Origin of the sequence: Sphingomonas sp. BAUL-RG-20F-R05-02 (genome assembly GCF_022662305.1) — a bacterium.
Lineage (GTDB): Bacteria > Pseudomonadota > Alphaproteobacteria > Sphingomonadales > Sphingomonadaceae > Sphingomonas.
In genome coordinates this window covers 120,611-147,464 of sequence record NZ_JAKNQH010000002.1, presented here as the reverse complement: position 1 = coordinate 147,464, position 26,854 = coordinate 120,611, and the positions used below count along the sequence as shown (strand labels likewise).

Sequence of the window (26,854 nt, the reverse complement as noted above, 5' to 3'; positions counted from 1 at the left end):
GTTCGGTTTCCCTCTTGATCGAACCCTCTTAACGCGTGGAACGCGCCCTTGCATCCGCGTTTTTCGTGCGCGTCGTCGGCACGGCGGCGGCGGGGTCGTCCGGCCAAGGGTGGCGCGGGTAGCGACCGCGCATCTCGCGCGCGACATCGGCCCAGCTTCCGCTCCAGAAACCGGGCAGGTCACGCGTGGTCTGGATCGGCCGGCCGGCAGGCGAGGTGAGGCTCAGCACCAGCGGCACACGCCCGCCCGCCACGCTCGGGTGTGCGGCCAGCCCGAACAGCGCCTGCGGGCGCAGGTCGACGCGCGGGCCGCCTTCGGCCGCATAGTCGATCGGGTGGCTGGTTCCGGCAGGTGACTGGAAGTGGGTCGGCGCCTCGGCATCAAGCAGCCGCAGCGTGTCCCAGCCGATCACCCCGCGCAGGCCTTCCGCCAGCGCGCCCGGGTCGATCGCATCGAGCCGCCGCTTGCCGGTCAGCAGCGGCGTCAGCCATTCGTCGGCGCGCGCTAGCAACGCCGCCGCGTCGATCGCTTCGACCGGGCGACCTTGGCCGCGCAAAAACGCGATCCGCGCCAACAGACCTTGCGCCGCCTCGCTCCACGGCAACAGCGCGAGGCCAGCTGCACGCACGCCATCGAGCAACGCTTGGGTAATCGCATCACGGTCGGGATCGGCATCCGGGCCGCTCGACAGCCGGATGGCGCCGAGCCGCCGTTCCCGCGTGGCGCGCACGCCCCCGGTCGCCGGATCGAACGCGACGGTGCGGTGCGTAACGATAGCGTCTCCGAACAGGGCTTCGACCGTGGTCTGGGTGATCGGCGCGGCCGACAGGATGCGCGCGCCCGCCGCCATGCCTTGCGTTTCCGCCACCGCCAGCCACTCCGCGCGGGCGAGCGAGGACGTCGGATCGAGCCGGAAGCCGCGCCCGCCGACCGATGCCCATGCTTCGCCACTGGCGTCGCGCCGACGCGCGATCCGATCCGGAAAGGCGAGCGCGATCGCGGTGGCAAGGCCGTCCTCGCGCGCCGCGCCCGCGTGGCGGACCAGACTTGCCCAGCGCTTCGCCAGCCGCCGCCCGCCCTCCGCGCGCGCACCCCGCTCGCCGCGCCAGCGCCGCAGCCGCATCTCGAGATCGGCGTCGCTGCCGCCAAGCCCACGCTCGCCGAGCAGCACCGCCACCTCCGCCGCCACCGCGCCCAGCCCGATGTCTCCGGCACGCACCAGCATGTGTCCGAGGCGCGGCGGCAGCGGCAGCTTCGCAATGGCTGCGCCATGCGCGGTCGGGCGTCCGCCGTCGTCGATCGCGTCCAGCGTGCGCAACCGCGCGCGCGCCTCATTGACAGCGGCCTCGGGTGGCGGATCGAGCCACGCCAGCCCGCGCGGGTCGCTTACCCCCCAAAGCGCGCAGTCGAGCGTCAGCGCCGACAGATCCGCCTCCAGGATTTCGGGCGGATTGAAGCGCGGCAGCCCGGCGGTGGCGGCTTCCTCCCACAACCGGTAGGCTGTGCCCGGCCGCTGGCGCGCGGCGCGGCCGGCGCGCTGCGTCACCGCTGCCTGGCTCGCGCGTTCGGTGACGAGCCGGGTCATCCCCGCCGCGCGGTCGTAGCGCGGACGTCGGGCGAGGCCGCAATCGACCACCACCGAGACGCCGTCGAGCGTCAGGCTGGTCTCCGCGATCGAGGTCGCCAGCACGATCTTGCGCCGCCCGTGCGGGTCGGCCGCGATCGCGGCGCGCTGCGCGCCGGGGTCTAGGTTGCCGTGCAGCCGGTGCAGCGCGATGCCGTCGCCCAATCCCGCCAGCCGCTCGGCAGTACGCTCGATCTCACCGACGCCGGGCAGGAAGGCGAGCACACCGCCATCCTCCTCGCGCAGCGCGGTGCGGATCGCGGCCGCCACCGCATCCTCGATCCGCGCCTCACCTGCGCGACCGAGGTGATGCAGCGTCAGCGGAAACATCCGCCCCGCGCTCTCGATCACCGGCGCGGCACCCATCAACGCCGAGAACCGCCCGCCGTCCAGCGTCGCCGACACCGCCACGAGCCGCAGGTCCGGTCGCAACCCGCCTTGCGCGTCCAATGCCAGCGCCAATCCGAAATCGCTGTCGAGGCTGCGTTCGTGCACCTCGTCGAACAGCACCGCCGACACGCCGGTCAGTTCCGGATCGCTCTGGATGCGGTTGACGAAAATGCCCTCGGTCAGGACCGTGACGCGGGTCGCGGACGAGCGTTTGCTGTCCATTCGCGTCGCATAGCCGTAGGTTTGCCCGACGGTCTGCCCCGCCAGAACCGCCATCCGCTCCGCCGCCGCGCGCGCCGCCAGCCGGCGCGGCGACAACAGCAGGATCTCGCCGGTGCACCAATCCTCACCCAGCAACGCCGGCGCCACTGCCGTCGTCTTGCCCGCCCCTGGTGGTGCCACCAGCACCGCGTTCGCTCCTGCGCGCAGGGCGGCTAGCAGGTCAGGCAGAACGGCGAGGACGGGCAAAGTGGGTTCGGTCACGATCCTTGCCATAGGCGCTGGCCTGTGCGCGCGAAAGTCGTGTCCGCCTGTCGGCATGACGGCGATTTTACCTGTGTTGTCCTAGTATCACCTGCGGCGGCGGTGCTAACCGTCGTCGAAGCAAGCAACGCGCGGAGTTCCCTTGGCCGGCCATCACCATCACGCGCACGATCATGGCGGCCACGACCATGCGCACGGCCACAGCCATGGCCACGGGCATTCACACGCGCCCGCAGCGTTCGACCGTGCGTTCCTGATCGGCATTTCGCTCAACATCGCGTTCGTCGTGGTGGAGGCAGGGTTCGGCTTCGTCGCGGATTCGGTGGCGCTGCTCGCGGACGCCGGGCACAACCTTTCCGACGTGCTCGGCCTCGCGGTCGCATGGGGCGGCGCGACGCTGGCGCGGCGTGCGCCGTCGAAGCGCTTCACCTACGGCTACAAGGGATCGACCATCCTCGCGGCGCTGTTCAACGCGATCTTCCTGCTGGTCGCGCTTGGCGCGATCGTGCTGGAGGCGGCGCAGCGGCTCGCCACGCCCGCGCCGGTGGCGGGCGCGACGGTATCGGCGGTCGCGGCGGTCGGCCTTGTCATCAATCTCTCGACCGCGCTGCTGTTCGCGCGCGGGCGCAAGGACGACATCAACATCCGCGGCGCATTCCTCCACATGGCGAGCGACGCGGCGGTGTCGGCTGGCGTGGTGATCGTCGGCGGCGTGATCCTGCTCACTGGCCTCACCTGGCTCGATCCGGCGGTGAGCATCGTCATCGCGCTGCTGATCGTTTGGCAGACCTGGGGTTTGCTGCGCGAGTCGGTGGAAATGTCGCTGGCGGCGGTGCCGCGCGCGATCGATTATGACGCGGTTGGGGCGGCGCTACAGGCACTTCCGGGTGTGGCGCGCATCCATGATCTCCACATCTGGCCGATGAGTACGACCGAGACGGTGCTGACCGCGCATCTGCTGATGCCAGCCGGTCAGCCGGGTGACGCTTTCCTGCTCGAAACGCAGGAGATGCTGCGCACGCGCTTCGGCATCGGCCATGCCACCGTGCAGGTCGAAACCACCGACTGCGAAGCCGGCTGCTAGGCGGCGCGGTCGCGCGCCAGCCACCATTTCAGAAGCGCGGTGGTCTGCTCGGGCAGTTCCAACGCGGGCAGGTGGCCACAGTTTTCGAACACATGCAGGTGCGCGCCGGGGATCAGTGCCGCAATTTCCTCAGCATCGCGGGGCGGCGTGATGCGGTCACCATCGCCAACCGCGACCAGCACCTGCACGCGAACGCCGGGCAGGATGTGGCGCAGATCGGCACGGTCGAGGATCGCATGTTGCTGGCGCAGGAACGCCGCCCCGCCGACCCGTAGCGCCATTGCCCTCAGCGCTTCCGCGACCGGCCCGTCCGTCTTGTCCGCGCCGACCAGCCGCTCCAGCAACTGCCGGGTGATTCCGACGAAGCGCCCGCGTTCAAGCGAGGCCATCCCCACCCGGCGCTGTTCCGCGCGCTCCGCCGAATCCGCGCGCGCACTGGTGTCGAGCAGCGCGACGGAGGTCACCCGCTCCGGCGCCTGCCGCAGGATTTCGAGCGCGACATAGCCGCCCATCGACAGCGCGACGAGCGCGAAGCGCGGTGGCGCCGCCGCCAGCACGCGCCGCGCCATCGCCGGGATGCTGTCGTCGAGGGTAAGGTCCGCCACCATCGGCGCGACCAGCGGCGCGAGCGCGTCGATCTGCGGCCGCCACAACGCCGCGTCGCAAAGCAGGCCCGGCAGGAACACCGTCGGCAGCAACGGCTGTGGGACCGGCGCAAGCGTGGCGACATCCTGATCGTCAACGGCTGGGACGAAACCAAAAGCGTCAAAATCGGTGAACATGAGCGAGTCTCCGTTGCACATCATGTGGCGCATCGCCGGTCATTGGTCTAATATCTGGCATGCATCATCGTGATAGCTTTTGGAGATAGCTATGGAGCTGCGGCACGTCCGCTACTTCCTCGCGGTGGCGGAGGAGGGAAACTTTACCCGCGCCGCGCGACGGCTTGGGATCGGCCAGCCACCGCTCAGCCAGCAGATCCGCGATCTCGAGACGGAGATCGGCGCCCGCCTGTTCCACCGCGTGCCGCACGGCGCGGAGCTGACGGAAGCGGGGGCGGCATTTCAGGCGCGGGTGCGCGATCTGCCGCACCTGGCGGAGGCCGCGATCCACGCAGCGCAGCGCGCCGGGCGTGGTGAAACCGGCGCGTTGCGGGTCGGTTTCACCGGATCAGCGGCGTTCAACCCGATCGTGCCGAGTGTGATCCGCGCCTACCGCCGCCGCTTCCCCGACGTTGAACTGAGCTTGCGAGAGGGCAATTCGCTCGATCTCGTCGCAGCATTGCGCGACGACATGCTCGACGCGGCGTTCCTCCGCCCCGATGCGGTCGATCTCGCCGGGCTCGCCATCCACGACCTTGATGACGAGCAACTGGTCGCCGCCGTGCCGGTCGCGCACGCGGCCGCCCGGGATCCCGCGCTCCCGCTCGCAACGCTTGCGGGGGAGGCGTTCGTGCTGACCCCGCGCGATCTCGGCCCGACGCTGTTCGATGCCGCTATCGGCGCCTGCCGTGACGCCGGGTTCGAGCCGATGCTTGGCCAGTCCGCGCCGCAGATCGCCTCGGTGCTGGCGTTCGTCGCGGCCGAACTCGGCGTGTCGCTGGTGCCCGACAGCATGCGGAGCGCGCTGATTCAGGGTGTCGTCTACCTCGACCTCAGCGACGTGCGCCGCAGCGTGCGCATGGCGATCGCGCATCGGCGCGGCGACCTGTCCACCGCGCTGCGTCACTTTGCCGGCGCGGCGCGGGCGCATGCCGTGCAGAGGGCCTGACCACACCCGCATCCGTGCGGCGCGCATGTTGCCCAGCCACGGTCGCGCGTGATAGCGCGGGCACGCAGTCGCAGCGTCGCCGTACGAGCGGTCGCCGACGCCGGGGGTGTGGGGCTGACGATGCAACGGGTTTCTGACAGTCTTATCCACACCGTCGGCGGCATTCTGTCCGCACACGGCGCGCCTGCTCCGGCGGCGTCCGCCAGCTATGCGCCGGCTGATTTCTCCGTACACTTCTTCCTGCAACTCGCGGTGATCCTCCTCACCTGCAAGGTGGTGGGCTGGTTCGCGCAACGCTTCCTTGGCCAACCGCAGGTGGTGGGGGAGATGATCGCCGGCGTCGTGCTCGGCCCCTCGCTGTTCGGTCTGCTCCTGCCCGATGTCGCCGGCGCGGTGTTCCCTAAGGAAACGCGGAACGTGCTCTATGCGGGTGCGCAGGTGGGGGTGGGGCTATACATGTTCCTGGTCGGCACCACGCTGCGTGTTGATCACATCCGGTCCAAGGTTCGCAGTGCCGCGAGCGTCTCCATGGCGGGGATCGCCGCGCCATTCGTAGTGGCGGTGCTGCTCACGCCGTTTCTGCTGAATGTACCGGGCCTGTTCGCCGCCGCGATATCACGAACCGATGCGACCTTGTTCCTCGGCGCCTGCATCGCGCTGACCGCATTTCCGATGCTGGCGCGGATCATCAACGAACGTGGACTTGCCGATACCGCGCTCGGCACGCTGACGCTTACGGCGGGCGCGTTCGACGATGTCGCATCGTGGTGCGTGCTGGCGCTGGTGCTGGCGACGTTCGGCGGCGGGCCGGGCGTGGTGGTGCTGGCGATCGGTGGTGGCGTCGCATGGGCGGTGGCGGTGTTGCTGCTCGGCCCGAAACTGCTGCGGCCGCTCGCGCGTGTCGTCGAGCGCGACGGCGCGATGAGCAATGCCACACTGGCCAGCGTGCTGGCGCTGTTCTGCCTGTCCGCGTTCCTGATGGACGCGTGCGGCATCCATGCGATCTTCGGCGGCTTCGTGCTGGGCGTAGCCATTCCGCGCGGCGCGTTTGCCGAGGAAATCCGCCGCAAGCTCGAACCAGTCACGGTGGTGCTGCTGCTGCCGATGTTCTTCGCCTATTCCGGACTGAACACCCGCCTCGACATGGTTGGTTCGCCGACGCTGCTGCTGATCGCGTTGGGTGTGCTGGCCGCGTCGATCCTCGCCAAGGGTGGCGCCTGTTACCTCGCGGCGAGATTGGCCGGGGAGGACAACCGCACTGCGCTCGGCATCGGCGCGTTGATGAACTCGCGCGGGCTGATGGAGCTTATCATCGTCAACATCGGCTTGCAGAAGGGTATTATCGGCCCGACCTTGTTCGCGATGCTGGTGCTAATGGCGATCGTCACCACGATGATGGCGGGGCCACTGTTCGAACTGGTCTATGGTCGCCATGCGCGCGCGAGTGGGCAACGCGTGTGCGCACCGAACAGTGCCGCCTGAACGCATCGGCTACGGCGATCGGAGTGACTGGCTGGGGCGGCAGGATTCGAACCTGCGGTACGCGGCATCAAAAGCCGCTGCCTTACCACTTGGCTACGCCCCAACAGCGAAGGCAGGCCTTTAGGCGCAGCCTTCGCCGGTGGAAAGACCCTTTTGTGAAGGATCGTCTCGATCAGGCGACCTGCTCGACCCAGCCGTGCTGGTCCGCCACCTTGCCACGCTGCAATCCGGTGAGTGCATCGCGGATGCGCATCGTGGTCTGGCCGGGGCCGCCGCTGCCGATGGTGAAGTCGCCGCCCGCCATCTTCATCATGCCAATCGGTGCGACGACGGCGGCGGTGCCGCAGGCGAACGCCTCGCGCAGGCGGCCGCTCTCCGCATCGGCGCGGCAATCCTCGATCGCATAGGGCTCCTCGCGCACGGTCAGCCCCATGTCGCGCGCCATCGTGATAATCGAATCGCGGGTGATGCCGGGCAGGATCGTGCCCGTCAGCGGCGGCGTAGCGAGGCTGCCGTCGTCGAACACGAAGAAGATGTTCATGCCACCCAGTTCCTCGATCCAGCGGCGTTCGACCGCATCGAGGAACAGCACCTGGTCGCAGCCCTTGCGGATCGCTTCGGCCTGCGCGACGAGGCTGGAGGCATAGTTGCCGCCGCACTTGGCCGCACCCGTGCCGCCGGGCGCGGCGCGCGTGTAATCCTGCGACACCCACAAGGATACCGCGCCAGCGCCGGCCTTGAAATAGGCGCCGACCGACGAGGCGATCACCGCGTAGAGATATTCGGAGGACGGCTTGACGCCGAGGAACACCTCGCTCGCGATCATGAAGGGCCGCAGGTACAGCGCGCCGCCCTCGGCCTCCGGGATCCAGTCCTGCTCTACCTTTACCAGTTCGCGCACCGAGGCGAGAAAGAGATCCTCGGGCAGCGGCTCCATCGCCATGCGGATCGCGGAATCGTGGAAGCGGCGGGCGTTCGCCTCGGGCCGGAACAACGCGGTGCTGCCGTCGGCGAGGCGGTAGGCCTTCATGCCCTCGAAGATTTCCTGCGCGTAGTGCAGCACGGCCGATGCGCCATCCATCTGGAATGCGGCGCGCGGCACGATCTTGGCATCATGCCAGCCCTTGTCTTCCGTGAAGCGGATCAGTGCCATGTGATCGGTGAACACGCGCCCGAAGCCGGGGTTCTCCAGCAGGCGCGCGCGCTCGTTCGCCTCGACCGGGCTGGCGTGACGTTCGAATGAAAATGACGGGGCGCTGGCGCCGCGATCCGTAGCGAGTTCGATCTGATCGGGCATGGCAACCTTCGTACATCTTGATACAAATTTTGGGTTGAACCCTGATAGGGTTAGGGTCAAATCCGGTCAACATGGCAGGGCAGAACACCGCCGCGTCGCCGCTATTCCTGCGCGAACCCGAGCTTAGGCGCGGGCTCGAACTTTTGTACTTCGGGAACAGCCATCTGACGCGCAGCATCGATCAGGGACTCGCGGACCAGGGTTTGGGCCGGGCGCACCACCGTGCGCTCTATTTCATCGCGCGCCAGCCCGATCTCACGGTTAGCCAGCTGCTCGGGCTGCTGGCGATCACCAAACAGTCGCTGGGCCGTGTCCTCAACGAACTGATTGAACGCGGGCTGGTGGAGATGCGGCCGGGCGACCGCGATCGGCGGCAGCGATTGTTGCGGTTGAGCGATACCGGGCGCGGTCTGGAAAACCAGCTGTTCGACGCGCTGCGCGAGCGGCTGTCCGCTGCCTATGCCAGCGCGGGGCAGTCGGCGGTGAGCGGCTTCTGGGCGGTACTCGAAGGGCTGATCCCTCCGGAGGAACGCGTGCGGATCGGCCAGCTCGGCGATTGAGCGCTGCGGTTCAGGCGGAGACCTTTTCCGCAGTCGCCGGCTCGCGGTGGCCGCTGATCTCCGCACCGGCATCGCGCGCGAAGCGGACGTTCCACAGCGTGGCGCTTAGCGAGATCGCCGTCACCACCCAGAAGGCGACCGAGAAATCGCCCAGCGCCGGCGTGATGTGGCCGTTCGCCAGCATCGCCAGATGGAGCGCGATCGCGGCGATGCAGATGCCGAGCGACAGCATCAGCTGCTGGAAGGTCGAGTAGAACGACGTGGCGCTGCTCATGTGGCGCTTGTCGACCCCGTCATAGGCGATGGTGTTGTAGGCGGTGAACTGGAACGACATGAAGAAGCCCGAAATCGCCAGCATCCCGAACATCGCCCATACCGGCCAGCTCGGCCGGAACAGTCCGCAGATCGCATAGCCGCCGGTCGCCAGCACGCCGTTCCAGATCAGCGCGCGGCGAAACCCCAGCCGGCGTAGAACGCGCTGCGCCAAACCCTTCATCGCCAGCGACCCGATCGCGGTCGCCACCGTGATCGTACCGCTGCGCGCGGCGGTGAAGCCGAAGCCTACCTGCATCATCAACGGCAGCAGGAACGGTTGTGCGCCCTGCGTGATGCGGGTTATTGAGCCGGCGATGACCGACAGCCGGAACGTGGGGTCGCGCATCAGCGACAGATCCAGGATCGCACCTTCGCGCCCGCGTGCGTGGCGGATGTAGAAGAACCCTGCCACCGCGCCGATCGCGACCAGCACCGCCGCCGACGTGCCTTCGCCGGGGCGGCTGACCATCTCGAACCCGAACAGCAGGCAGCCGAGCGACAGGCCGCTCAACACGAAGCCGCGCACGTCGAACACGGGCGGCACGTCTTCCTTGATGTTGGCGATGAAGCGACCGACCAGCCACACGCCGAGCACACCCATCGGCAGGTTGATGTAGAAGATCCAGCGCCAGTCGAGATAGGTGACGATGAACCCGCCCAGTGGCGGGCCGATGATCGGCCCGATCAGCGCGGGCACGAGCAACCACGACATCGCGTTGACCATGTCCTGCTTGGCGACCGAGCGCAGCAGCACGAGCCGCCCGACCGGGATCATCATCGCGCCGCCGATGCCCTGCAGGAACCGCGACACCACGATCATCTCGAGCGTGCGCGATTGCCCGCAGGCGAGGCTGCCGAGCATGAACAGCACGATCGCGGTGCGGAACACGGTGCGAGAGCCATAGCGATCCGCCAGCACGCCCGACGCCGGGATGAAGATCGCAAGCGCGAGCAGGTAGGAGGTGAGCGCGATGCTCATTTCCGGCGCGCGGACGCCGAAATCGCGCGCCATCGTCGGCAGCGCGGTGGCGAGCACGGTCGCGTCGACGAACTCCATGAACAGCGCGCTGGCGATGATGAGCGCGACGATCCGGTAATTGGGCCCGGATGTCGCCGGGCCGATATCCTGCGTGGTGGTCAGCGATCCCGCCGCCGGGATGATGCCGTCGCGTACCTCCGCGTTGACCGAGGCGACACCGCGCCGCCGTGGCCGCGAACTCGGGCCGGAGGGGTGGAGAAGGGACATGACGATTACCCGTGGACGAAGTTGACCGCTCTCCCGCGAGAAGGCCGTCCATCTGTCACGCGGGCGTGCCGGGGTGAGCGGGGTATATGGGCGCGGGCGATGGGAATGGAAACCGCAAGGGCGCGGAAAGGTTGCGCGCCGGCCGACGCGCTCGCGCGTTCGCCGGCGTCACGACCGTCTCAGCCGATCGCCATCAGGCTGGCGTTGCCGCCAGCGGCCGTCGTGTTGATCGATGTCGAAACCTCCTCGACCAGCCAGATCGGATCGTAGGCGAGCGGACGAGACGGATCGGCCCGGTATACCGGCACGATCGCGCCCGGCATGGCCGCCACTGCCGCGAGCGTTGCGGAGGCGTCATCCTCGACCAGCGCGACCGAGAACGGCGGCACGCTGCCTTCCGAAAAAACCGCCGCGACGCTGGCGGGCAGGCCGATAGGGAGCGGCATGCCCGCTACGGTGGCGGTATTGCCGGTCGCCAGCACCACCGCCATCTGCTCGATCAATCCGGCTTGTGTGGCGGGCTTGAGCAGCACGCGGCCGCGCGGGTGAAGCTCGTAGAGGTTCCGTTCGCCGACGGGCCCGGGCAGCACGCGCTCGAGCCAAACGGACGAGGCCGCACCGTAAAGCCGCGTCCGCGCGGCGGCGTCCGGGTCGGCGTTGCCGAGCCAGTCGGCGAAGTCGCGCAACGCCTTGGGGAAGCGACCGGTATGTTCGACAACGTCGGGCGCGATCTGCGTCAGTCGGCCGAGGTACAGCGGCCCGCCCGCCTTCGGACCCGTGCCTGACAGCCCACGCCCGCCGAACGGCTGCACGCCGACGATTGCGCCGATCACGTTGCGATTCACGTACAGGTTGCCCGCCTGCACCCGCGCCGTCACCTTGGCCACCGTCGCATCAAGCCGGGTGTGCAGCCCGAACGTCAAGCCGTAGCCGGTGGCGTTGATCGCGTCGACCAGCGCGGCCAAGCCGTCGCGGCGGTAGCGCAGCACGTGCAGGACAGGGCCGAACACCTCGCGTTCGACATCGTCGATCGACGCAATCTCGATGATCGCCGGCGCGACAAAGGTGCCGTGTGCCGCGTCCTTAGGAAGCGGAGCTTGCGTGACCCGGTGGCCACGCGCGCGCATCGCTTCGATATGGGTGGTTATGCCCGCCTGTGCCTCGGCGGAGATGACCGGGCCGATATCGATCGCAAGCCGGTCGGTACGGCCGAGGCTCAGTTCGGCGAGCGCACCCTTCAGCATCGTTAGCGTGCGGTCCGCCACCTCCTCCTGCAAGCACAGGATGCGCAATGCCGAGCAGCGTTGCCCGGCACTGTCGAACGCAGATGCAATCACGTCCGCCACCACCTGTTCGGCGAGCGCGGAAGAATCGACGATCATCGCATTCTGCCCGCCGGTTTCGGCGATCAGGGGAATCGGGTTGCCGGTGGGCGACAGGCGGGTGGAAAGCTGGCGCTGGATCAATCGTGCCACGTCCGTCGAGCCGGTGAACACCACGCCTGCCGTTTGCGGCGCGGCGACCAGCGCCGCACCGATCGCGCCGTCGCCGGGGAGCAGTTGCAGCGCGTCCGCCGGTACGCCCGCGGCATGCAGCAGCCGCACCGCTTCGGCGGCGATCAGCGGGGTTTCCTCGGCGGGCTTGGCGAGCACCGGATTGCCGGCAGCGAGCGCGGCGACGACCTGTCCGGTGAAGATCGCCAGCGGGAAGTTCCACGGGCTGACGCACACCACCGGGCCGAGTGGCGCCTGTTTGAGCGTGAAGGTGCTGCGCGCCTGCTGTGCGTAATAGCGCAGGAAGTCGATGGCCTCGCGCACCTCGGCAATGGCGTTGGGGATCGACTTGCCCGCCTCGCGCACGATTAGCCCGAGCAGGACGGGCATGCGTGCCTGCATCGCCTCGGCGGCGGCTTCGAGGATCGCGGCGCGTTCGGCGACGGGCGTTGCAGCCCAGGTCGAAGCGGCCGCGCGGGCGGCGGCGGCTTGCGCGTGCGCCACCGACGGCTCGAACACGGTGCCGACCACATCGCGGTGATCTGCGGGGTTGAGCACCGGGCGCGCTTCACCCTCGCCTGACGGCGGCGTGGCGATCCAGCCGGTCGCCGCACTCTCCCGAAGTGCCGCATCGAGTGCCGCCAGTGCATGTTCGTCGGCAAGGTCGATACCGGCCGAATTGTCCCGATCCGGGTAAAGTCGGGCCGGCAGTGCGATCTGATCGTGATGCGCGCCGGGGTGCGGCATCGCGCGGACGATCTCGACCGGATCGGCGATCATCGTCTCGACCGGCACCGAGGAATCGTTGATGCGGTTGACGAACGATGAATTCGCGCCGTTCTCGAGCAGGCGGCGGACCAGATAGGCGAGCAGCGTCTCGTGCGTGCCGACCGGCGCGTAGATGCGGCACGGCCGGTTGAGCCGGTTGCCGCCGACCACTTGTTCGTAAAGCGGCTCGCCCATGCCGTGCAGGCACTGGAACTCGTAATCGCCGAGGAGGAAATCCGGGCCGGCAAGGTGGTAGATGGTGGCGAGCGTCTGCGCGTTGTGCGTGGCGAACTGCGGGAATACGACGTCGCGCGCCGCCAGCAGCTTCCGCGCGCAGGCGACATAGGCGATGTCGGTGTGGAGCTTGCGGGTGTAGACCGGGAAGTCAGCGAGGCCGTCGACCTGGGCACGCTTGATCTCGGCATCCCAATACGCGCCCTTGACGAGGCGGACCATGATGCGGCGATCGGCGCGGCGGGCAAGATCGACGATCCAGTCGATCACGAACGGGCAGCGCTTGCCATAACCCTGCACGACGAAGCCGAGCCCGTTCCAGCCGCTCAGGTCGGGGTCGAGCGCCAGGCTTTCGAGTAGATCAAGCGACAGTTCGAGCCGGTCGGCCTCCTCCGCGTCGATGTTGAAGCCGATGTCATAGCGCTTCGCCAGCAGCGCCAGCGCCTTCACGCGCGGCAGCAGTTCGGCCATGACCCGCGCGGCCTGGGCGCGGACGTAGCGCGGGTGCAGCGCGGACAGTTTGATCGAGATGCCCGGCCCGCCATAGATGCCGCGCCCCGCCGAGGCCGTGCCGATCGCATGGATGGCGCGCTCGTAATCGGCGAGGTAGCGGGTGGCGTCGGCGGCGGTGGTCGCCGCCTCACCGAGCATGTCGTAGCTGTAGCCGAACCCCTTCCCCTCAGCCGTGCGCGCACGACGCAATGCTTCGTCGATCGTCTCGCCGGTGACGAACTGCTCACCCATCATCCGCATCGCGAGATCGACGCCGCGCCGGATCACCGGTTCGCCTGCGCGCGCTACCAACCGGGTCAGCGCCGCGCCAAGCCCGCTTTCATCCACGCTGCTGACCAGCTTGCCGGTGACGACCAGACCCCAGGTCGCCGCGTTGACGAACAAGGATTTGCCGCCGCCGACATGCGCGCCCCAGTCGCCATCGGCGATCTTGTCGCGGATCAGCGCGTCGCGGGTGGCATCGTCTGGGATGCGCAGCAACGCCTCGGCGAGGCACATCAGCGCGACGCCTTCCTGCGAGGACAGCGCATATTCCTGCACCAGCCCCTCGACGCCGCCGCCGCGCTTCTGCGCGCGCAGCGTGGTGACGAGGTCGCGCGCGGTGGCGGCGACGTGCGCGCGCATCGCATCATCCAGCGTCGCCGCCTCAATCAGCGGGGCAAGCGCCTCGACCTCGTCGCGGCGATAGGCGGCGGTGATCGCGTCGCGCAAAGCAGTGGCGGGGCGGATCGGAGGCGCGAACGCGGTGAAGGGGGCGGGGCTGGTCATGGTTGGAACGTAGCGATAAGCGCCGCAGCTTTTCGGCTTTTAACGACGCTATGGTGTTCCGGATCGACTTGTTTCGTTGCCCGCGCTAGGCAAATATCATGGAAAAGGCGGCAAAAGCAGGCGATCTGGACGAGTTCGACAATCGCCTCGTCGCCGCGTTGGTGAAGGACGGGCGGCTGACCGTGACCGATCTGGCGGAAGCAGTAGGCCTGTCCAAGACGCCGACGCAGATGCGGTTGCGCCGCCTGATCGCCAGCGGCGTGATCCGCGGGTTTCGCGCGATCGTCGATCCGGCGAAACTCGGGCTCGATCATGTCGCGTTCGCCGAGGTGAAGCTGTCCGACACGCGCGAGGCGGCACTGCGCGCCTTCAACGACGCTGTCCGCCGCATCCCGGAGGTGGAGGAATGCCACATGATCGCCAGCAGCTTCGATTATCTGCTCAAGGTCCGCACCGCCGATATCCGCCGCTACCGCATCGTGCTGGGCGAAAAGATCTCCAGCCTGCCGCATGTCGAGAGTACCTCCACCTTCGTCGCGATGGAAACCGTGAAGGAGCGCGGTGGCTAGATTGCCGTACGCGCGGGTTCGCGATAGCGGGGGGCGCTTGCCAACCTGTCGGATGTGCCAACGATCATGAGCCCTGACCTTTATTACATTCCCTACGACACGTTCCTCGCCGACGTGCGCGCGGTGGCGGCGAGCGTGGCGCAGGGCGACTGGCAGCCGGAATTCGTGATCGGCATCGGGCGTGGCGGGCTGGTGCCGGCGGTGTTCATCTCGCACCAGCTCAACCTGCCGATGCTCTCGATCGATCATTCCTCCAAGGTGGCGGACTTTGCCGACGAACTGCTCGGCAAGGTCGCCCGCAAAAGCGCGGGCGGCGAGCGGCTGCTGTTCGTCGACGACATCAACGATACCGGCGGCACGATCGATCATATTCGCAAGGCACTGACCGACGCCGGCTGCGATAGCGGCAATTTGCGCTTCGCCGTCGTGATGGACAATGTGCGGTCGAAAGCGCGGGTCGATTACCGCGCGCAGACGATCGACCGCAACAGCGACAAACGCTGGTTCGTGTTCCCGTGGGAAGCGGTCGGCACCGCTGCGACGATCACGCAGGAGGCGTTGTCGGTGCCCGAGCGGCTGGCCTGAACACCGTTCAGCCCGGCCAGCCGTGGTCGCGCGTGAAGCCGAGGAACGCACCCACCCAGTCGACCGGCGTCCCGTCCTTGTGCGCGCTCGGCGGGCCGTGGCCGCCATGTTCGTACACGGTGAGCGCGGCCGGCACCTTGGCGGCGTGGAGCGCCTCGTACATCAGCAGGCTGTTGCGCATCGGCACGACCGGATCGTCGCCGTTGCAGGCGACATAGCTCGGCGGCATGTCGGCGGGCAGATCGAGTTGCGCGGCGTAGCGGCGTTGCCATTCGGCATCGGCGGCGTGGGACCCCAGCAACTCGCGGCGCGACTGCGCATGCACGCCATCGTCGAGCATGGTGATGACCGGAAAGAACAGCCCCGCCACCATCGGCCGTGCCGACAGCCGGTCGGTGGCGTCGGTCTGGGTGTAGACCGCCTGCGCCGACCGAGACGCCAGCCGCGCGGCGAGATGCCCGCCCGCCGAATATCCGGTGACGGCGACATGCGCGGGATCGATCGTCCAGCGCGTGCCAGCGCCGGCGCGGATCACCCGCATCGCCCGTTGCGCATCCTGAAGCGGCGCGTCGGGGCCTGCCGCCCAGCCATCGTGCGGCAGGCGGTACAGCAGCTCGAAGGCGGTGATGCCGCGCGCGGCAAAATCGCGCGCGATGCCGCTGCCCTGCCGGCCGACCGCGACGCGGGCATACCCGCCGCCGGGACAGATCAGCACCGCCGCACCGTTGGGGCGGGCGGGCTTCACCACCGTCAGCATGGGTGTGGCGACATGCGGCCAGGCGATATCCTCCGGGTCCGGACGGCTGGCGGAGCGCTGCACGAACTGATCCGCGACGGTGAGACCGTCGCCGCCGGGCGGCGCCTTCGGCCAGAGCGGGAAACGCTCGACCTCGAACGCCGTGTCGGGTGCGCGCAGCGACCCCTGTGCGTGCAGCGGCAGCGGCAACATCCCGGCGAGTGCGCCGGCCAGCACAGTGCGGCGGCTCGTCATGCCTCAAGGTCCATCGAACGCATCCTCCGCTATGTGTCGCCATGCTGGCCCGTCTTCTGCCAGAACGGTGCAAGATGTTTACGCCCTATCCCAAGCAACAACAACCATATCGTGGAATATCGTTTCACATTGCGTTATGCGCGCCGCCCCCCGACGACAGGAGCAGCGCATGAGGTCATACTACGCGGCATGGGCGCTCTTCGCGGTCGCGATCCCCGCCGCCGCTTCTGCGAAGCTGACACACTGGTCGATCGAGGCCGAGTCGCCGCAGGCCCGTGTCTCCGAGCGACACGGCACCATCGACATCGATACGCCCAAGGGGCTGACGCTGTGGTGGCGCACGCCGTTGCACGCGCCGGTCACCATCGCGTTCGATGCGATGATGGTGGATCATGGCGGCACCAACGATACGGTGAGCGATCTCAACGCGTTCTGGATGGCCCGCGAGGTCGGTGGCGGGTCGGTGCTGGCGCATCCGCGCAGCGGCGCGTTTGCGGCCTATGACACGCTTCAGACCTATTATGTCGGCATCGGCGGCAACCGCAATACGACCACGCGCTTCCGCCGGTATATCGGTCGGCCCGGTGACCGGCCGCTACGGGCCGAGGACGACCGCCACGCAGCCGCCGACATGCTGAAACCGAACGTCTGGACGCACATCCGGCTGATCGCCGATGGCCATACCGTGGCGGTCGAGCGCGACGGGGTGCGGCTGTTCACGCTGCGGGACGAGCAACCCTATACAAGCGGGCACTTCGGCCTGCGCACGACCTTGAGCCATGTGCGGGTGCGCCATGTGCGAATCCGCGAGGGGGTGGACGCAGGCCGATGATCGCGTGCCGGTCGGCCGGGCGCTACCGCCGCGTGACCACCGCCGCCAGCGCCACCGACGCCGCGATCGCCACGGCGGTTTCGGACAGCGAGTGCGCGTTCCAGTCCCATATTTCCAGCCCGGCATAGCCCGGCATATTGGCGCGGTGGCCGCCGCCGAACTGCTCGATCCACTGGTATTCGCGCTGCGTGATCTCGCGCATGATGCACGCTGCGGCACCGGCGAAACAGCCGAGCCACAGCGACGCCCGGGTCGAAGCACCAAGCCGCCGGCCCAGCGCCCAGCACGCCAGCTGGATGCCAATGGAAACAGGAACATGTGCGAACATAACGACTTAACGCGCAGGTGCCGGGCCGGGTTGCGCGATCAGGCGACCAGATCCTGCTCCTCGAGCGGGGCGCTTTTCACCACCGTGTCGATCGCCAGCAGCCGCTCCAGCAGCGGCTCGAGCCGGTCGAGCGGCCAGCTATTGGGGCCGTCCGACATCGCTTTCGTCGGATCGGGGTGCGTCTCCATGAACAGGCCCGACACGCCCGCCGCCACCGCCGCGCGCGCCAGCACCGGCACATGCTCGCGCGTCCCGCCCGAGGTGGTGCCTTGCCCGCCCGGCAACTGCACCGAATGGGTGGCGTCGAACACGACCGGACAGCCGGTCGCGCGCATGATGGCAAGGCTGCGCATGTCGGAAACGAGGTTGTTGTAGCCGAAGCTTGCACCGCGTTCGCACACCATGAACGCGTCCGACGGCACGCCGGCCGCTTCGGCCGCCGCGCGCGCCTTGGCGACGACGTGGGTCATGTCGGCGGGGGCGAGGAACTGCGCCTTCTTGATGTTGACCGGCTTTCCGCACGCCGCCACCGCCGCGATGAAATCGGTCTGGCGGGCGAGGAAGGCGGGGGTCTGCAACACGTCGACCACCTGCGCGACGGCACGCACCTGCGCCTCGTCATGCACGTCGGTCAGTACCGGCAGACCGGTTTCGGCCCGGACTTTCTCGAGGATGCGAAGGCCTTCGTCGATGCCCGGACCGCGAAACGACGTGCCGGAACTGCGGTTCGCCTTGTCGAACGAGCTTTTGTAGATCAGCAGCACGCCGAGCCGCTCGCCGATCGCGCGGAGCCGCTCCGCCGTTGCCAGCGTGAACGACTCGCTTTCGATGACGCACGGGCCGGCGATGAAGAAGATGCGCCGATCTGGACCAATCTCCTTGCCACACAGAAGCATAATCGTCCTTTGTTCCTTGCCCTGCATACGCTCGTCTCTCTAGGAGAACAGGCGGTCGCTTGCCGCTTCCCTGCGCCGCTGAAGTGCTGGAAGTCAATGCGATGGCGCTTTAGGGGGACGGTATCCGTCCGATGCGCGAGTGTTGAGTATGACTATGCAGGCGACGGCTCCAGGTGGGTACGACGAATCAGGGCTATTATCAGCCCTGCGCACGACGCGAATCGAGATGGATGCGCTGCGCGCGCTGTCGGATGCGCTCCGTATGGCGCCGTTGCGCGACAGTTTCGTCGCCTCCGTCAGCAAGATCAGTTCGCACAGCGGCCGCTTGATCGTCAGCGGCATGGGCAAGAGCGGTCTGGTCGCGCGCAAGATCGCCGCGACGATGACGTCGACTGGTACGCCCGCCATGTTCCTCCACCCCGGTGACGCGAGTCACGGTGATCTTGGCATGATCGGCCATGGCGACACCGTGCTGGCGCTGAGCTGGTCGGGCGAAACCACCGAACTGGGCGATATCATCGCGTATTGTCGCCGCTTCGGCGTGACGCTGATCGTCGCCACCGCGTGCCCCGACAGCACCGCCGGGCGTGCGGCGGACATCTGCCTTGCGCTGCCGCAGGTGCGCGAGGCGTGCCCGAACGAACTCGCACCGACCTCGTCGACCACGGTCCAGGTCGTGCTGGGCGATGCGCTGGCGATTGCGCTGATCGAGCGGCGCGGCTTTACCCGGTCGGACTTCCTCACCTTCCACCCCGGTGGCCGGCTCGGCGCGCAGCTTGCCACGGTCGGCCAGTTGATGGCGCGTGGTGACGACGTGCCGGTGGTGCGGATCGGCGCGAGCCTGGTCGACGCGACGATCGAGATGAGCCGCAAGCGTTACGGCTGTACCGCGGTGGTGGATGAAGACGACCGGCTGGTGGGCGCGTTCACCGATGGCGATCTTCGCCGCAGCTTCACCAGCCAGCATCTCGGCGACGACATTCGCCACCACATGACCGCGACGCCGATCTCGATCGTGCCGGAGACGCTGAGTTCGGATGCACTGCGCATCCTCAACGAACGTGCGGTGTCGGTGCTGTTCGTCTGCGAGAACGAGCGGCTGGTCGGCGCGATCCACCTCCACGATATCCTGCGGGCAGGCGTTGCCTGACGCGATACTGCCGGCCGGCGTGCGTTCCGATCTGCCCCCGGACCTGCCCCCGGATCTTATCGTCATACCGGCGCGCTACGGCTCGACCCGGCTGCCGGGCAAACCGCTGATAGAGATTGCCGGCCGCAGCCTGTTATCGCGGGTCGTCGCGATCGCACGCGAAGGTGCCGCCCGCGTCGGCAACGCCGATGTGGTCGTCGCGACCGACGATCCCCGCATCGCCGATCACGCGCGGGATCTCGGCTGCGAGGTGGTGATGACCGACACCGTGATCAGCTCCGGCTCCGGCCGGGCGTGGGCGGTCGCGCGCGGCCGGTCGGTGCCGCCGCCGATCGTCGTCAACCTGCAAGGTGATGCGCCGTTCGCGGCGCCGTCGATGATCGCCGCGTTGATCCACGCGCTGCGTGCCGCCGACTGCGCGGTCGCGACGCCGGTGGTGCGGCTCGACTGGGCCGCACTCGATGCGCTGCGCCGGCACAAGCTGGCGTCGCCGTTCAGCGGCACCACCTGCGTGCGGGGTGCGGACGATCGCGCCTTGTGGTTCTCGAAGACCGTCATACCCGCGATCCGTGGCGAGGCGGCGTTGCGCGCGTCGGGCGATCTGTCGCCGGTGTACCGCCACATCGGGCTGTACGCGTATCGCTATGCCGCGCTGCGCCGCTTCGAGGAGACCACGCCGACGCCGTACGAGGTGCTGGAGGGGCTGGAGCAGCTCCGTTTCCTCGAATCGGGCGCGGACATCCTGACCGTGGAGGTCGCGCCGCCGCGCCACGCGATGTCGGGCATCGACATGCCCGAGGATGTCGCAATGGCGGAGGCGCTGATCGCCGAGCATGGCGAACCGCATCTGGCGTGGACGTGATGCCGGCTGACCTGATCGTCACGATCGTCCGCCACGGCAATACCTTTGACGCGGGCGAGCCGCCGCGCCGGATCGGGGCGCGCACCGACCTTCCGCTGGTCGCGAGCGGTGTGGCGCAGGCGCGGGCGCTTGGCGCGGCGTTTGCGGGCGAGACGTTCGACCGGGTGCTCGCCGCGCCACTTCAGCGCACGCGTGCGACCGCCGAGGCGATGCTGGCCGATCGCACGGGTGCGCCCGATCTGTCCACGGCGGACTGGCTGACCGAGATCGACCACGGCCCCGACGAAGGACAGCGTGAGGAAGATGTGCTCGCCCGCATCGGCCATGCTGCGCTCGATGCCTGGGACTCGGCGGCGCGTGCGCCGGATGGCTGGATCGTCGATGCCGAACGCCGCCTCTCCGGCTGGCGTGCACTATGGGCGCAGGGAGCAGGCCGGGTGCTGATCGTCACCAGCAACGGCGCGGCGCGCTTTGCTGTGTTGTCCGATGCCGGATTGCAGCGGCAAGCGGCGGCGTTGCCCTCGCTGAAGCTGCGCACGGGCGCCTACGGCACGATCGTGCGCGAGGCGGGTGTTCTCCGCCTGCTCGGCTGGGACCAGCGGCCTTGAGGGCGTCACGCCGCGCTTGCAACGCAGCGGCACTTCCCCGACAGCGCGCGTGATGATCCGCGCAGCCGCCCTCTAGCACGCCGATGGACACACCGTTGCTCCGTGCACCGCCGTTTCCCGGCGTTGACGCCACCGTGTCGCGCGCCGGTGATGCGCCACCGGCTGAACTGGTGACGCCAAGCGCGATCGACCGGTTGCTCGACGCAATCTGCACCGCGCGCGTCGGCGGGTGCTTCTGGGCGGCGCCCGCCACGCTCGGCAGCGCCACCACGATCGTGCACGGGAGCTTGGCGGAGGCTGGCTCGCTGCTCGACGGGATCGATTCCGCGACGGTGCTGGCGGTGCCGCGTGACAACGCGACCGATCCGTGGTCGCTGTTTCGTGCCGGGCTTACGCTGATCGCACACGGGGACGATCCGTGGGTGGCGCTGGCGATTATCGCGGGATGTGAGGTCCGGCTGCTGTCCGTCGGGCGCTTCGGGGTGCCGGGTGCGGACCCGGCGGCGCAGCGCGGCTGCGTCGCGGCCGATCTGCTGACCACGCAGTACCGCGACCCGTACTCCGGCGCGGCGGCGGGCATCGATGAGACGATCGCACGGCTGGCGCAGTGGCGGCGGCTGTTCGAGGCGAACCGCGGGATCGTCGCCGGCTGCGGATTTAGCTGGTGGAAACGGCGCGAGATCGCGCGGTTCCTGTGGACGCCGACGCAGCGGCTGCGCTTCTTCCGTTCCGAAGCCAGCGCGCTTGGCTATGCGCGTCGGCAGGGCGGGGCGGTGGCGGTGTGGCCATCCCGCGTATCGGCGGCGATGGTGGAGCAGGCGGCGGCGCAGGGCGTGCCGCTGGTGCGCGTCGAGGACGGGTTCGTGCGATCGGTCGGACTGGGCAGCAATCTGGTGCCGCCTTCATCGGTAACGGTTGACCGGCGCGGCATCCATTACGATCCGGCGCGGGAGAGCGACCTCGAACACCTGCTCGCGCACGACGACTTCTCGCCCGAACTGCTCGCCCGCGCGGCGCATCTGCGCGACACGATCGTGCGGGCGGGGATCAGCAAATACGCCAGTGGCGGCGCGCATGTCTTTCCGGAGCGGGCACCGGGCAAGCGGTTGGTGCTGGTGCCGGGGCAGGTCGAGGATGATATGTCGGTGCGGCTCGGCGGCGCGGGGCTGACCAGCAATCTCGATCTGGTGCGTCGCGCTCGCGCGCTGGAGCCGGATGCCGAAATCTGGTTCCGGCCGCACCCCGACGTCGATGCAGGCCACCGCGTCGGCGCGGTGCGCGATGCCGATGCGCTGCTTCATGCCGACCGGGTGGTGCGCGGCGGCGGCATGGCGGCGTTGCTCGATATCGTCGATGGTGTCCACGTGCTCACCTCATTGAGCGGGTTCGAGGCGCTGTTGCGCGGGCGGGACGTGACCTGCCACGGCGTGCCGTTCTACGCCGGCTGGGGGCTGACGCGCGATCTTGCTGCCGTGCCGGATCGGCGCGGCCGGGCGCTGACGCTGGACGCGCTGGTCGCAGGGGTTTTGATTGCCTATCCGCGCTACCTCGATCCGGTTACTGGGTTGCCGTGCGCGCCCGAAATCCTGATCCGCCGGATGCAGGACGGCGCCGCGCACAACCGGCTCGGCTGGGTAACGCGGCTGAAGCAGGTGCAGGGACGACTGATGAAGCGGCGGACATGAGCGGAGCGGTGATCCTCGACATATCGCGACTGGTTTCGCGTATCCGGCACCATACGCCCTCGGGGGTGGACCGGGTCGAGATGGCGTACGCGCGGGGATTGCAGGAACGGTACGGCGACCGGCTGCGCTACGCCATCGTGCATCCGTTCGGACGCTACGGGCGGTTGCCGGCAGGCAAGGCAGTGCGATTCCTCGATCTGCTCGAAGCACGCTGGGCGGAGGAAGATGGCGACGTCAGCCCGCGTTCGTTGCCGCAGGTGCTGCCGGCATTGCTCGGCCTCCTGCCCGAGGCGCCACGGCCGGTACCGGGCAGCGTCTATGTGCAGGCCTCGCCGCATCACCTTACCAAGGCCGATCTGGTGCGCCGTATCCTCGCGCGGGAGCAGGCGCGGTTTCTGTGCTTCGTCCACGATCTGATCCCGATCGATTATCCCGAATATGCCCGGCCCAACGGCGCCGACCTCCATCGCCGGCGGATCGAGACGATGGCGGCGTGCGCGGACGGGGTGATCGCCAATTCCGCCGCGACCGCCGAATCGATGCGACCGTGGCTGGAGCGCACCGGGCGCAAGGTCGACCTCCACGTCGCGCTGCTGGGCACGCAGGCGCTGCCGGCCGGTCCCGCACCGGGCGCGGTGCCGGTTGATCCGTATTTCCTCTGCGTCGGCACGATCGAGCCGCGCAAGAACCACCTGCTGCTGCTCAACCTGTGGCGCGCGATGGCCGAGTCGTTGCCGGCGGTTGCGGTGCCGAAGCTCATCATCGTCGGGCGGCGCGGGTGGGAGAACGAGCAGGTCGTCGACATGCTGGAACGCTGCCCCGCGCTGGTCGGCCATGTCGAGGAGCGCAACGGCTGTTCGGACCGGGCGCTGACCGATCTGCTGCGCGGTGCGCGCGCGCTGCTGCTGCCGTCGTTCGCGGAAGGGTATGGCATGCCGGTGGCGGAGGCGTTGTCGGTCGGCACGCCGGTGTTGTGCAGCGGTCTGCCGGCGCTGCGCGAGGCGGGCGGCGACGCGCCCGACTTCCTCGATCCGCTCGACGGGCCGGGCTGGCGCGCGGCGGTCCTCGATCACCACGGTGGCGGCCCGATGCGGGCGGCGCAGCTACGCCGCGTGGCGCAGTGGCGTTCGCCGACCTGGGAGGATCACATCACGGTCGTGTGCGACGCGATCGAGGCGTTGCGCGGTTAGCGGCGCTTGGCGGGGACTTCGGTGCCGAACACCCAATCCCAGAAGATCGCGGTGATCGCATAATTGCCCTCCTCGCGCGCGTGATGGTGGCGCAGGTGGTGGCGACGCAACTGGCGCAGGATCGGGCCGCGCATCGGCAACTGGTGGCAGGCGTAATGCACGCAGTCATAGCTGACATAGCCGATGCCGAAGCCGAGGAAGACCACCGACCCGGCCGGTCCGAACATCGCGTACAGCAGCGCCCATACGCCGAGCGAGATCGTCACGCTCACCACCGGCGGCATCAGGTTGCGCATCCGGTCGTTCGGCACTGTGTGGTGATTGCCATGCGTCAGGAAGATCAGCGCCCGGCCGAACCGCGACTCGAGCTTCATGTGGAACAGGAACCGGTGCATCGCATATTCGAACAGCGACCAGATCAGCAGGCCGGTGAACACCAGCCCGACCCACGCGAACACGTTGGTCACGCCCCAGCTCGCCCACAGCGCGACCGCGAGGAACACCGTCCAAGTCAACGCAAAGGCGATCGGCGAGATCAGCGTGAACTGTTCCAGCAGATCGTTTCGAAACAGTCTGACACGTTTCGGGTCGGCCCCGGACTTCATCATCGACAGTTTCGCTTTTTCCCGGATCGACGCACATACATTAGCACGGTATGGCCACCGCCCGCCACCGCCTGTCAAGCTGCAATGCAGCAAAACGCGCTGCAAGCCCGAAAGGTGACGATGGGATGTATGTAAGCCACAGTGCGATGACCGTTACGCGTCAAGGGGTTGCTGCTTCGTGAACCGCATCCTCATCACCGGGGCTTCGGGCGGGCTTGGGACGGCGCTGGCGCGGGAATATGCGGCGCCGGGACGGACGTTGCTGCTGTGGGGGCGGGATCGTGACCGGTTGGAATCCGTTGCCGCCACCAGCCGGGCGGCGGGCGCGGTGGTGGCGATCCGTTCGCTCGACCTGACCGACGTCGCCGCCGCGATTGCCGCGATCGAGGCGGATGATGCCGCCGGCACGATCGACTTGGCGATATTCGCCGCCGGGCTCGGCGACATTCGCGCGCCGGGCGCGCATGTGGAAGATGCCGGACAGGTCGCGCGGCTCGGCATCGTCAATTTCGTCGCGCCGGCGGCGCTGGCGTCCGCGATCGCGGCGCGGATGGCGAGACGTGGGCGGGGGCAGGTGGTGCTGGTCGGTTCGGCGGCGGCATTCCACGCGTTGCCGTTCGCAAGCGGCTATGCCGGCTCGAAAGCCGGGCTGGCGCGGTTCGCGGATGCGCTGCGGATCGGCGCGCGCGGGCATGGCGTGTCGGTCACGCTCGTCTCGCCCGGGTTTATCGACACCGCCGCCGCCCATGCCACGCCGGGTCCGAAACCGTTCAGCCTATCGCCTGCGCAAGCGGCGGCGCGCATCGCGGCGGCGGCGGCGCAGGGGCGCGCGCATGTCGTGATGCGGTGGCCGTTCGCAGGCTTGCGCTGGTTCGACCGGCTGCTGCCGCGCAGTCTGCGGGACCGTCTGTTGCGAGCGCTTACGCCGCCGGGGCACTGACGCACGCCAGCACGGCGTGGTGCAGGTCGGCCGGCGTCACATCGACGCGCTCACCCGTCCCGATCGGCGTACCGCCCGGCCCGAAGCGGAGCATGACATACGGCGTGTGGCGATCCGCGCCGGGCATGCTCACGCCGGGAATGCTCGGGCGATGATCGCCGAAGAACACCAGCAGCGCCGGCCGACCGTCCGCGGCAAGTCGCGCGGTGAGATCGGACAGCATCGCGTCGCTGCTGCGGACATGCTTCAGATACGAGTCGAGTTCGCCGGCTGCGCCGTCTTCGCCGTGCCAGGGGCCGTGATTCTCCATCGTCACCGCATAGACGAAGCTCAGGTCTGCGGTGCCCGCGACGAGATCGCCGAGCATCGTGCCGAGGGTGCGGTCGTCGACATAGCGGCCGCCCTGCGGCGGGGTTGACGCAAACGCCTCCAGCCCGATAATCTGGTCGAACCCACTCGCTGGCATCAGCCGGTCGCGGCCGTAGAAGCGCATGTCGTGTGGGTGCACGAACGTGCAGCGATAGCCTGCGCCGCCGAGTCGCGCGGACAATGCATGCGAGGTTTCCCCGTGTGCGCTGAGGAACGGATCGTAGCGGCGAAACCCCAAAGCCGCCTCGCTGCGGCCGAACAACACGCCGTACTCGGTGCGCATCGTGTACGCGCCGAACCCGCTGACGGCGAGGTCGCCGTGGCGCCAGGCCGCCGCGCGCGCCGCGGCGAGGCCGGGCAGCGCATGGCGGGCATCGCCGGTGATGGCGACCGAATCGGCGAACGATTCGCACTGGATGATGACGATCACCTCGGGCGGGGCGTAATGTGACCGGTTTACCTGAATCGGAGCGGCGGCGGGCGGATCGGCGGTTTCGCGCCAGCGCAGCCAGTATGTCAGCAACGTCGTGATCAAACCGTAGTCGCGTAGATCCGGTTCGAGGGCAGGGGCTCGCATTGCTTCGACGAGCCACCGGCTCCGTAGACAAAACAACAACCCGATCCCCGCACCCCCCGCCAGGACACCGCCGGTAAGATGCGCGGGCGCGCTCCACGATACTTGCGAAATCAGCACCAGCGCGGCGGCCAGAGCCGCTACGCCGGCCAGCCAGCGTTGCCGCAACGATACGGCGGTGAAGTAGAAGCGCGGGTGCCGCACCACCGCCGCGAGCAGCGCCAGATCGGAAAACACCAGCGGCTCACCCAGCATCCGGTGCTTGGCATTGGAGGCGACGGCCAGCACCGCGACCATTCCGGTGGCGAGAACTGCCGCCACCACGCTGTTGCCGGCGATAGCAAGGAACAGGCCGAACACCCCCGTCACCATCAGCACGTGCACGGCGACGCCGGACATACGCCGCAATCGCCCGCGGCGCGGGTGTACCCTCGCATCGAGCAGTAGCGTGACCACAAGCGACGCCAGCAGGAAAAACACGATCGTTGTCACAAGTATCGCGTTGCCCGCCTCGATTACGCCATGTGTCGCGCCCACTGTAGCGTTGCGACGGCGCGCTCTATAACCGGCTGTCGCGACAGTGTCACCGCTTGCACCGGCCGCGCTTGCCAGTGTCGGTGCGATGTTTATTGCGGCGCGGCAC

23 protein-coding genes and 1 tRNA gene are annotated in these 26,854 nt (G+C 68.5%); 13 read left to right on the top strand and 11 right to left on the bottom strand.

Annotation, left to right across the window (positions count from 1 at the left end; all coding sequences use genetic code 11):
- Positions 1-28: 28 nt before the first annotated feature.
- Positions 29-2,509: an ATP-dependent helicase HrpB gene (gene hrpB / locus L8F97_RS05610; RefSeq protein ID WP_409929009.1), complete on the bottom strand. Its 2,481-nt coding sequence runs from the start codon at positions 2,507-2,509 to the stop codon at positions 29-31.
- A gap of 130 nt (positions 2,510-2,639) precedes the next feature.
- Here hrpB and L8F97_RS05605 point away from each other — a divergent pair, with 130 nt between their 5' ends.
- A complete protein-coding gene (locus L8F97_RS05605; RefSeq protein ID WP_242147395.1) occupies positions 2,640-3,581 on the top strand; it encodes a cation diffusion facilitator family transporter in 942 nt (313 codons plus the stop codon).
- Here the strand turns inward: L8F97_RS05605 and L8F97_RS05600 are convergent.
- Positions 3,578-4,363 (bottom strand): alpha/beta fold hydrolase, encoded by a 786-nt coding sequence (locus tag L8F97_RS05600; RefSeq protein WP_242147393.1) that lies wholly within the window; start codon positions 4,361-4,363, stop codon positions 3,578-3,580. The genes L8F97_RS05605 and L8F97_RS05600 overlap by 4 nt on opposite strands.
- 91 nt (positions 4,364-4,454) lie before the next feature.
- Between L8F97_RS05600 and L8F97_RS05595 the strand changes: the two genes are divergently transcribed.
- Together L8F97_RS05595 and L8F97_RS05590 are read left to right on the top strand one after the other, a co-directional pair.
- On the top strand, positions 4,455-5,351 hold the full coding sequence (locus tag L8F97_RS05595; protein WP_242147391.1) for a LysR family transcriptional regulator: 897 nt from the start codon (positions 4,455-4,457) through the stop codon (positions 5,349-5,351).
- 120 nt (positions 5,352-5,471) lie between these two features.
- Positions 5,472-6,833: a cation:proton antiporter gene (locus L8F97_RS05590; protein ID WP_242147389.1), complete on the top strand. Its 1,362-nt coding sequence runs from the start codon at positions 5,472-5,474 to the stop codon at positions 6,831-6,833.
- A 28-nt stretch (positions 6,834-6,861) separates the two neighbouring features.
- On the opposite strand, the gene L8F97_RS05585 is transcribed toward L8F97_RS05590, so the two are convergent.
- Together L8F97_RS05585 and L8F97_RS05580 are read right to left on the bottom strand one after the other, a co-directional pair.
- A tRNA-Gln gene (locus L8F97_RS05585) sits at positions 6,862-6,936 on the bottom strand.
- Between the two features lie 69 nt (positions 6,937-7,005).
- Positions 7,006-8,130, bottom strand: coding sequence for a branched-chain amino acid aminotransferase (locus L8F97_RS05580; RefSeq protein WP_242147387.1), 1,125 nt, complete (start codon positions 8,128-8,130; stop codon positions 7,006-7,008).
- 71 nt (positions 8,131-8,201) lie between these two features.
- Here L8F97_RS05580 and L8F97_RS05575 point away from each other — a divergent pair, with 71 nt between their 5' ends.
- Positions 8,202-8,690 carry a MarR family transcriptional regulator gene (locus L8F97_RS05575; protein ID WP_242147386.1) on the top strand — a complete coding sequence of 163 codons (489 nt, stop codon included), beginning with the start codon at positions 8,202-8,204 and terminating at the stop codon, positions 8,688-8,690.
- 10 nt (positions 8,691-8,700) lie between these two features.
- Here L8F97_RS05575 and L8F97_RS05570 read toward each other — a convergent pair whose 3' ends face one another.
- Positions 8,701-10,251, bottom strand: coding sequence for an MFS transporter (locus L8F97_RS05570; protein ID WP_242147384.1), 1,551 nt, complete (start codon positions 10,249-10,251; stop codon positions 8,701-8,703).
- Positions 10,252-10,430: 179 nt separating this feature from the next.
- Positions 10,431-14,027 carry a trifunctional transcriptional regulator/proline dehydrogenase/L-glutamate gamma-semialdehyde dehydrogenase gene (putA, locus tag L8F97_RS05565; RefSeq protein WP_242147382.1) on the bottom strand — a complete coding sequence of 1,199 codons (3,597 nt, stop codon included), beginning with the start codon at positions 14,025-14,027 and terminating at the stop codon, positions 10,431-10,433.
- A gap of 98 nt (positions 14,028-14,125) precedes the next feature.
- On the opposite strand from putA, the gene L8F97_RS05560 reads away from it, so the two are divergent.
- Positions 14,126-14,596 (top strand): Lrp/AsnC family transcriptional regulator, encoded by a 471-nt coding sequence (locus L8F97_RS05560; RefSeq protein WP_242147380.1) that lies wholly within the window; start codon positions 14,126-14,128, stop codon positions 14,594-14,596.
- A gap of 66 nt (positions 14,597-14,662) precedes the next feature.
- The gene (locus L8F97_RS05555; protein ID WP_242147378.1) at positions 14,663-15,181 is read left to right on the top strand and encodes a phosphoribosyltransferase; all 519 of its coding nucleotides are present in this window, start codon (positions 14,663-14,665) and stop codon (positions 15,179-15,181) included.
- Between the two features lie 7 nt (positions 15,182-15,188).
- Here the strand turns inward: L8F97_RS05555 and L8F97_RS05550 are convergent, their stop codons facing one another.
- Positions 15,189-16,172, bottom strand: a complete 984-nt coding sequence (locus tag L8F97_RS05550) for an alpha/beta hydrolase (RefSeq protein ID WP_242147376.1) — start codon at positions 16,170-16,172, stop codon at positions 15,189-15,191.
- A gap of 169 nt (positions 16,173-16,341) precedes the next feature.
- Between L8F97_RS05550 and L8F97_RS05545 the strand changes: the two genes are divergently transcribed.
- Positions 16,342-17,004 carry a DUF6250 domain-containing protein gene (locus L8F97_RS05545; RefSeq protein WP_242147375.1) on the top strand — a complete coding sequence of 221 codons (663 nt, stop codon included), beginning with the start codon at positions 16,342-16,344 and terminating at the stop codon, positions 17,002-17,004.
- Positions 17,005-17,026: 22 nt separating this feature from the next.
- Here L8F97_RS05545 and L8F97_RS05540 read toward each other — a convergent pair whose 3' ends face one another.
- Together L8F97_RS05540 and kdsA are read right to left on the bottom strand one after the other, a co-directional pair.
- Complete coding sequence (locus L8F97_RS05540) at positions 17,027-17,332, bottom strand: hypothetical protein (RefSeq protein WP_242147373.1); 306 nt, start codon at positions 17,330-17,332, stop codon at positions 17,027-17,029.
- A 38-nt stretch (positions 17,333-17,370) separates the two neighbouring features.
- Complete coding sequence (kdsA, locus tag L8F97_RS05535; protein WP_242147372.1) at positions 17,371-18,228, bottom strand: 3-deoxy-8-phosphooctulonate synthase; 858 nt, start codon at positions 18,226-18,228, stop codon at positions 17,371-17,373.
- 154 nt (positions 18,229-18,382) lie between these two features.
- On the opposite strand from kdsA, the gene L8F97_RS05530 reads away from it, so the two are divergent.
- The 5 genes from L8F97_RS05530 (at position 18,383) to L8F97_RS05510 (ending at position 23,723) form a co-directional block, all read left to right on the top strand.
- On the top strand, positions 18,383-19,378 hold the full coding sequence (locus L8F97_RS05530) for an SIS domain-containing protein (protein WP_409929008.1): 996 nt from the start codon (positions 18,383-18,385) through the stop codon (positions 19,376-19,378).
- Positions 19,371-20,240 carry a 3-deoxy-manno-octulosonate cytidylyltransferase gene (locus L8F97_RS05525; protein ID WP_409929007.1) on the top strand — a complete coding sequence of 290 codons (870 nt, stop codon included), beginning with the start codon at positions 19,371-19,373 and terminating at the stop codon, positions 20,238-20,240. The genes L8F97_RS05530 and L8F97_RS05525 overlap by 8 nt, the downstream gene beginning before the upstream one ends.
- A complete protein-coding gene (locus L8F97_RS05520) occupies positions 20,240-20,848 on the top strand; it encodes a histidine phosphatase family protein (RefSeq protein WP_242147368.1) in 609 nt (202 codons plus the stop codon). Before L8F97_RS05525 ends, L8F97_RS05520 begins: the two co-directional genes overlap by 1 nt.
- An 83-nt stretch (positions 20,849-20,931) precedes the next feature.
- A complete protein-coding gene (locus L8F97_RS05515; RefSeq protein WP_242147366.1) occupies positions 20,932-22,533 on the top strand; it encodes a beta-3-deoxy-D-manno-oct-2-ulosonic acid transferase in 1,602 nt (533 codons plus the stop codon).
- Positions 22,530-23,723, top strand: coding sequence for a glycosyltransferase family 4 protein (locus L8F97_RS05510; protein ID WP_242147364.1), 1,194 nt, complete (start codon positions 22,530-22,532; stop codon positions 23,721-23,723). The genes L8F97_RS05515 and L8F97_RS05510 overlap by 4 nt, the downstream gene beginning before the upstream one ends.
- On the opposite strand, the gene L8F97_RS05505 is transcribed toward L8F97_RS05510, so the two are convergent.
- Positions 23,720-24,331: a sterol desaturase family protein gene (locus tag L8F97_RS05505; RefSeq protein WP_242147362.1), complete on the bottom strand. Its 612-nt coding sequence runs from the start codon at positions 24,329-24,331 to the stop codon at positions 23,720-23,722. The genes L8F97_RS05510 and L8F97_RS05505 overlap by 4 nt on opposite strands.
- A 175-nt stretch (positions 24,332-24,506) precedes the next feature.
- Between L8F97_RS05505 and L8F97_RS05500 the strand changes: the two genes are divergently transcribed.
- Positions 24,507-25,268, top strand: a complete 762-nt coding sequence (locus L8F97_RS05500; protein WP_242147360.1) for an SDR family NAD(P)-dependent oxidoreductase — start codon at positions 24,507-24,509, stop codon at positions 25,266-25,268.
- Here the strand turns inward: L8F97_RS05500 and L8F97_RS05495 are convergent.
- The gene (locus tag L8F97_RS05495) at positions 25,249-26,703 is read right to left on the bottom strand and encodes an LTA synthase family protein (protein WP_242147358.1); all 1,455 of its coding nucleotides are present in this window, start codon (positions 26,701-26,703) and stop codon (positions 25,249-25,251) included. The two genes, L8F97_RS05500 and L8F97_RS05495, sit on opposite strands and share 20 nt — an antisense overlap.
- Positions 26,704-26,854 lie beyond the last annotated feature (151 nt).

Excerpts from the sequence above, each read along its gene's own strand:
- hrpB (WP_409929009.1), bottom strand. The coding sequence starts at position 2,509 with ATGGCAAGGATCGTGACCGAACCCACTTTGCCCGTCCTCGCCGTTCTG.
- L8F97_RS05600 (WP_242147393.1), bottom strand. The coding sequence starts at position 4,363 with ATGTTCACCGATTTTGACGCTTTTGGTTTCGTCCCAGCCGTTGACGAT.
- L8F97_RS05595 (WP_242147391.1), top strand. The coding sequence starts at position 4,455 with ATGGAGCTGCGGCACGTCCGCTACTTCCTCGCGGTGGCGGAGGAGGGA.
- L8F97_RS05590 (WP_242147389.1), top strand. The coding sequence starts at position 5,472 with ATGCAACGGGTTTCTGACAGTCTTATCCACACCGTCGGCGGCATTCTG.
- L8F97_RS05580 (WP_242147387.1), bottom strand. The coding sequence starts at position 8,130 with ATGCCCGATCAGATCGAACTCGCTACGGATCGCGGCGCCAGCGCCCCG.
- L8F97_RS05575 (WP_242147386.1), top strand. The coding sequence starts at position 8,202 with ATGGCAGGGCAGAACACCGCCGCGTCGCCGCTATTCCTGCGCGAACCC.
- L8F97_RS05570 (WP_242147384.1), bottom strand. The coding sequence starts at position 10,251 with ATGTCCCTTCTCCACCCCTCCGGCCCGAGTTCGCGGCCACGGCGGCGC.
- putA (WP_242147382.1), bottom strand. The coding sequence starts at position 14,027 with ATGACCAGCCCCGCCCCCTTCACCGCGTTCGCGCCTCCGATCCGCCCC.
- L8F97_RS05560 (WP_242147380.1), top strand. The coding sequence starts at position 14,126 with ATGGAAAAGGCGGCAAAAGCAGGCGATCTGGACGAGTTCGACAATCGC.
- L8F97_RS05555 (WP_242147378.1), top strand. The coding sequence starts at position 14,663 with ATGAGCCCTGACCTTTATTACATTCCCTACGACACGTTCCTCGCCGAC.
- L8F97_RS05550 (WP_242147376.1), bottom strand. The coding sequence starts at position 16,172 with ATGACGAGCCGCCGCACTGTGCTGGCCGGCGCACTCGCCGGGATGTTG.
- L8F97_RS05545 (WP_242147375.1), top strand. The coding sequence starts at position 16,342 with ATGAGGTCATACTACGCGGCATGGGCGCTCTTCGCGGTCGCGATCCCC.
- L8F97_RS05540 (WP_242147373.1), bottom strand. The coding sequence starts at position 17,332 with ATGTTCGCACATGTTCCTGTTTCCATTGGCATCCAGCTGGCGTGCTGG.
- kdsA (WP_242147372.1), bottom strand. The coding sequence starts at position 18,228 with ATGCTTCTGTGTGGCAAGGAGATTGGTCCAGATCGGCGCATCTTCTTC.
- L8F97_RS05530 (WP_409929008.1), top strand. The coding sequence starts at position 18,383 with ATGCAGGCGACGGCTCCAGGTGGGTACGACGAATCAGGGCTATTATCA.
- L8F97_RS05520 (WP_242147368.1), top strand. The coding sequence starts at position 20,240 with ATGCCGGCTGACCTGATCGTCACGATCGTCCGCCACGGCAATACCTTT.
- L8F97_RS05515 (WP_242147366.1), top strand. The coding sequence starts at position 20,932 with ATGGACACACCGTTGCTCCGTGCACCGCCGTTTCCCGGCGTTGACGCC.
- L8F97_RS05510 (WP_242147364.1), top strand. The coding sequence starts at position 22,530 with ATGAGCGGAGCGGTGATCCTCGACATATCGCGACTGGTTTCGCGTATC.
- L8F97_RS05505 (WP_242147362.1), bottom strand. The coding sequence starts at position 24,331 with ATGATGAAGTCCGGGGCCGACCCGAAACGTGTCAGACTGTTTCGAAAC.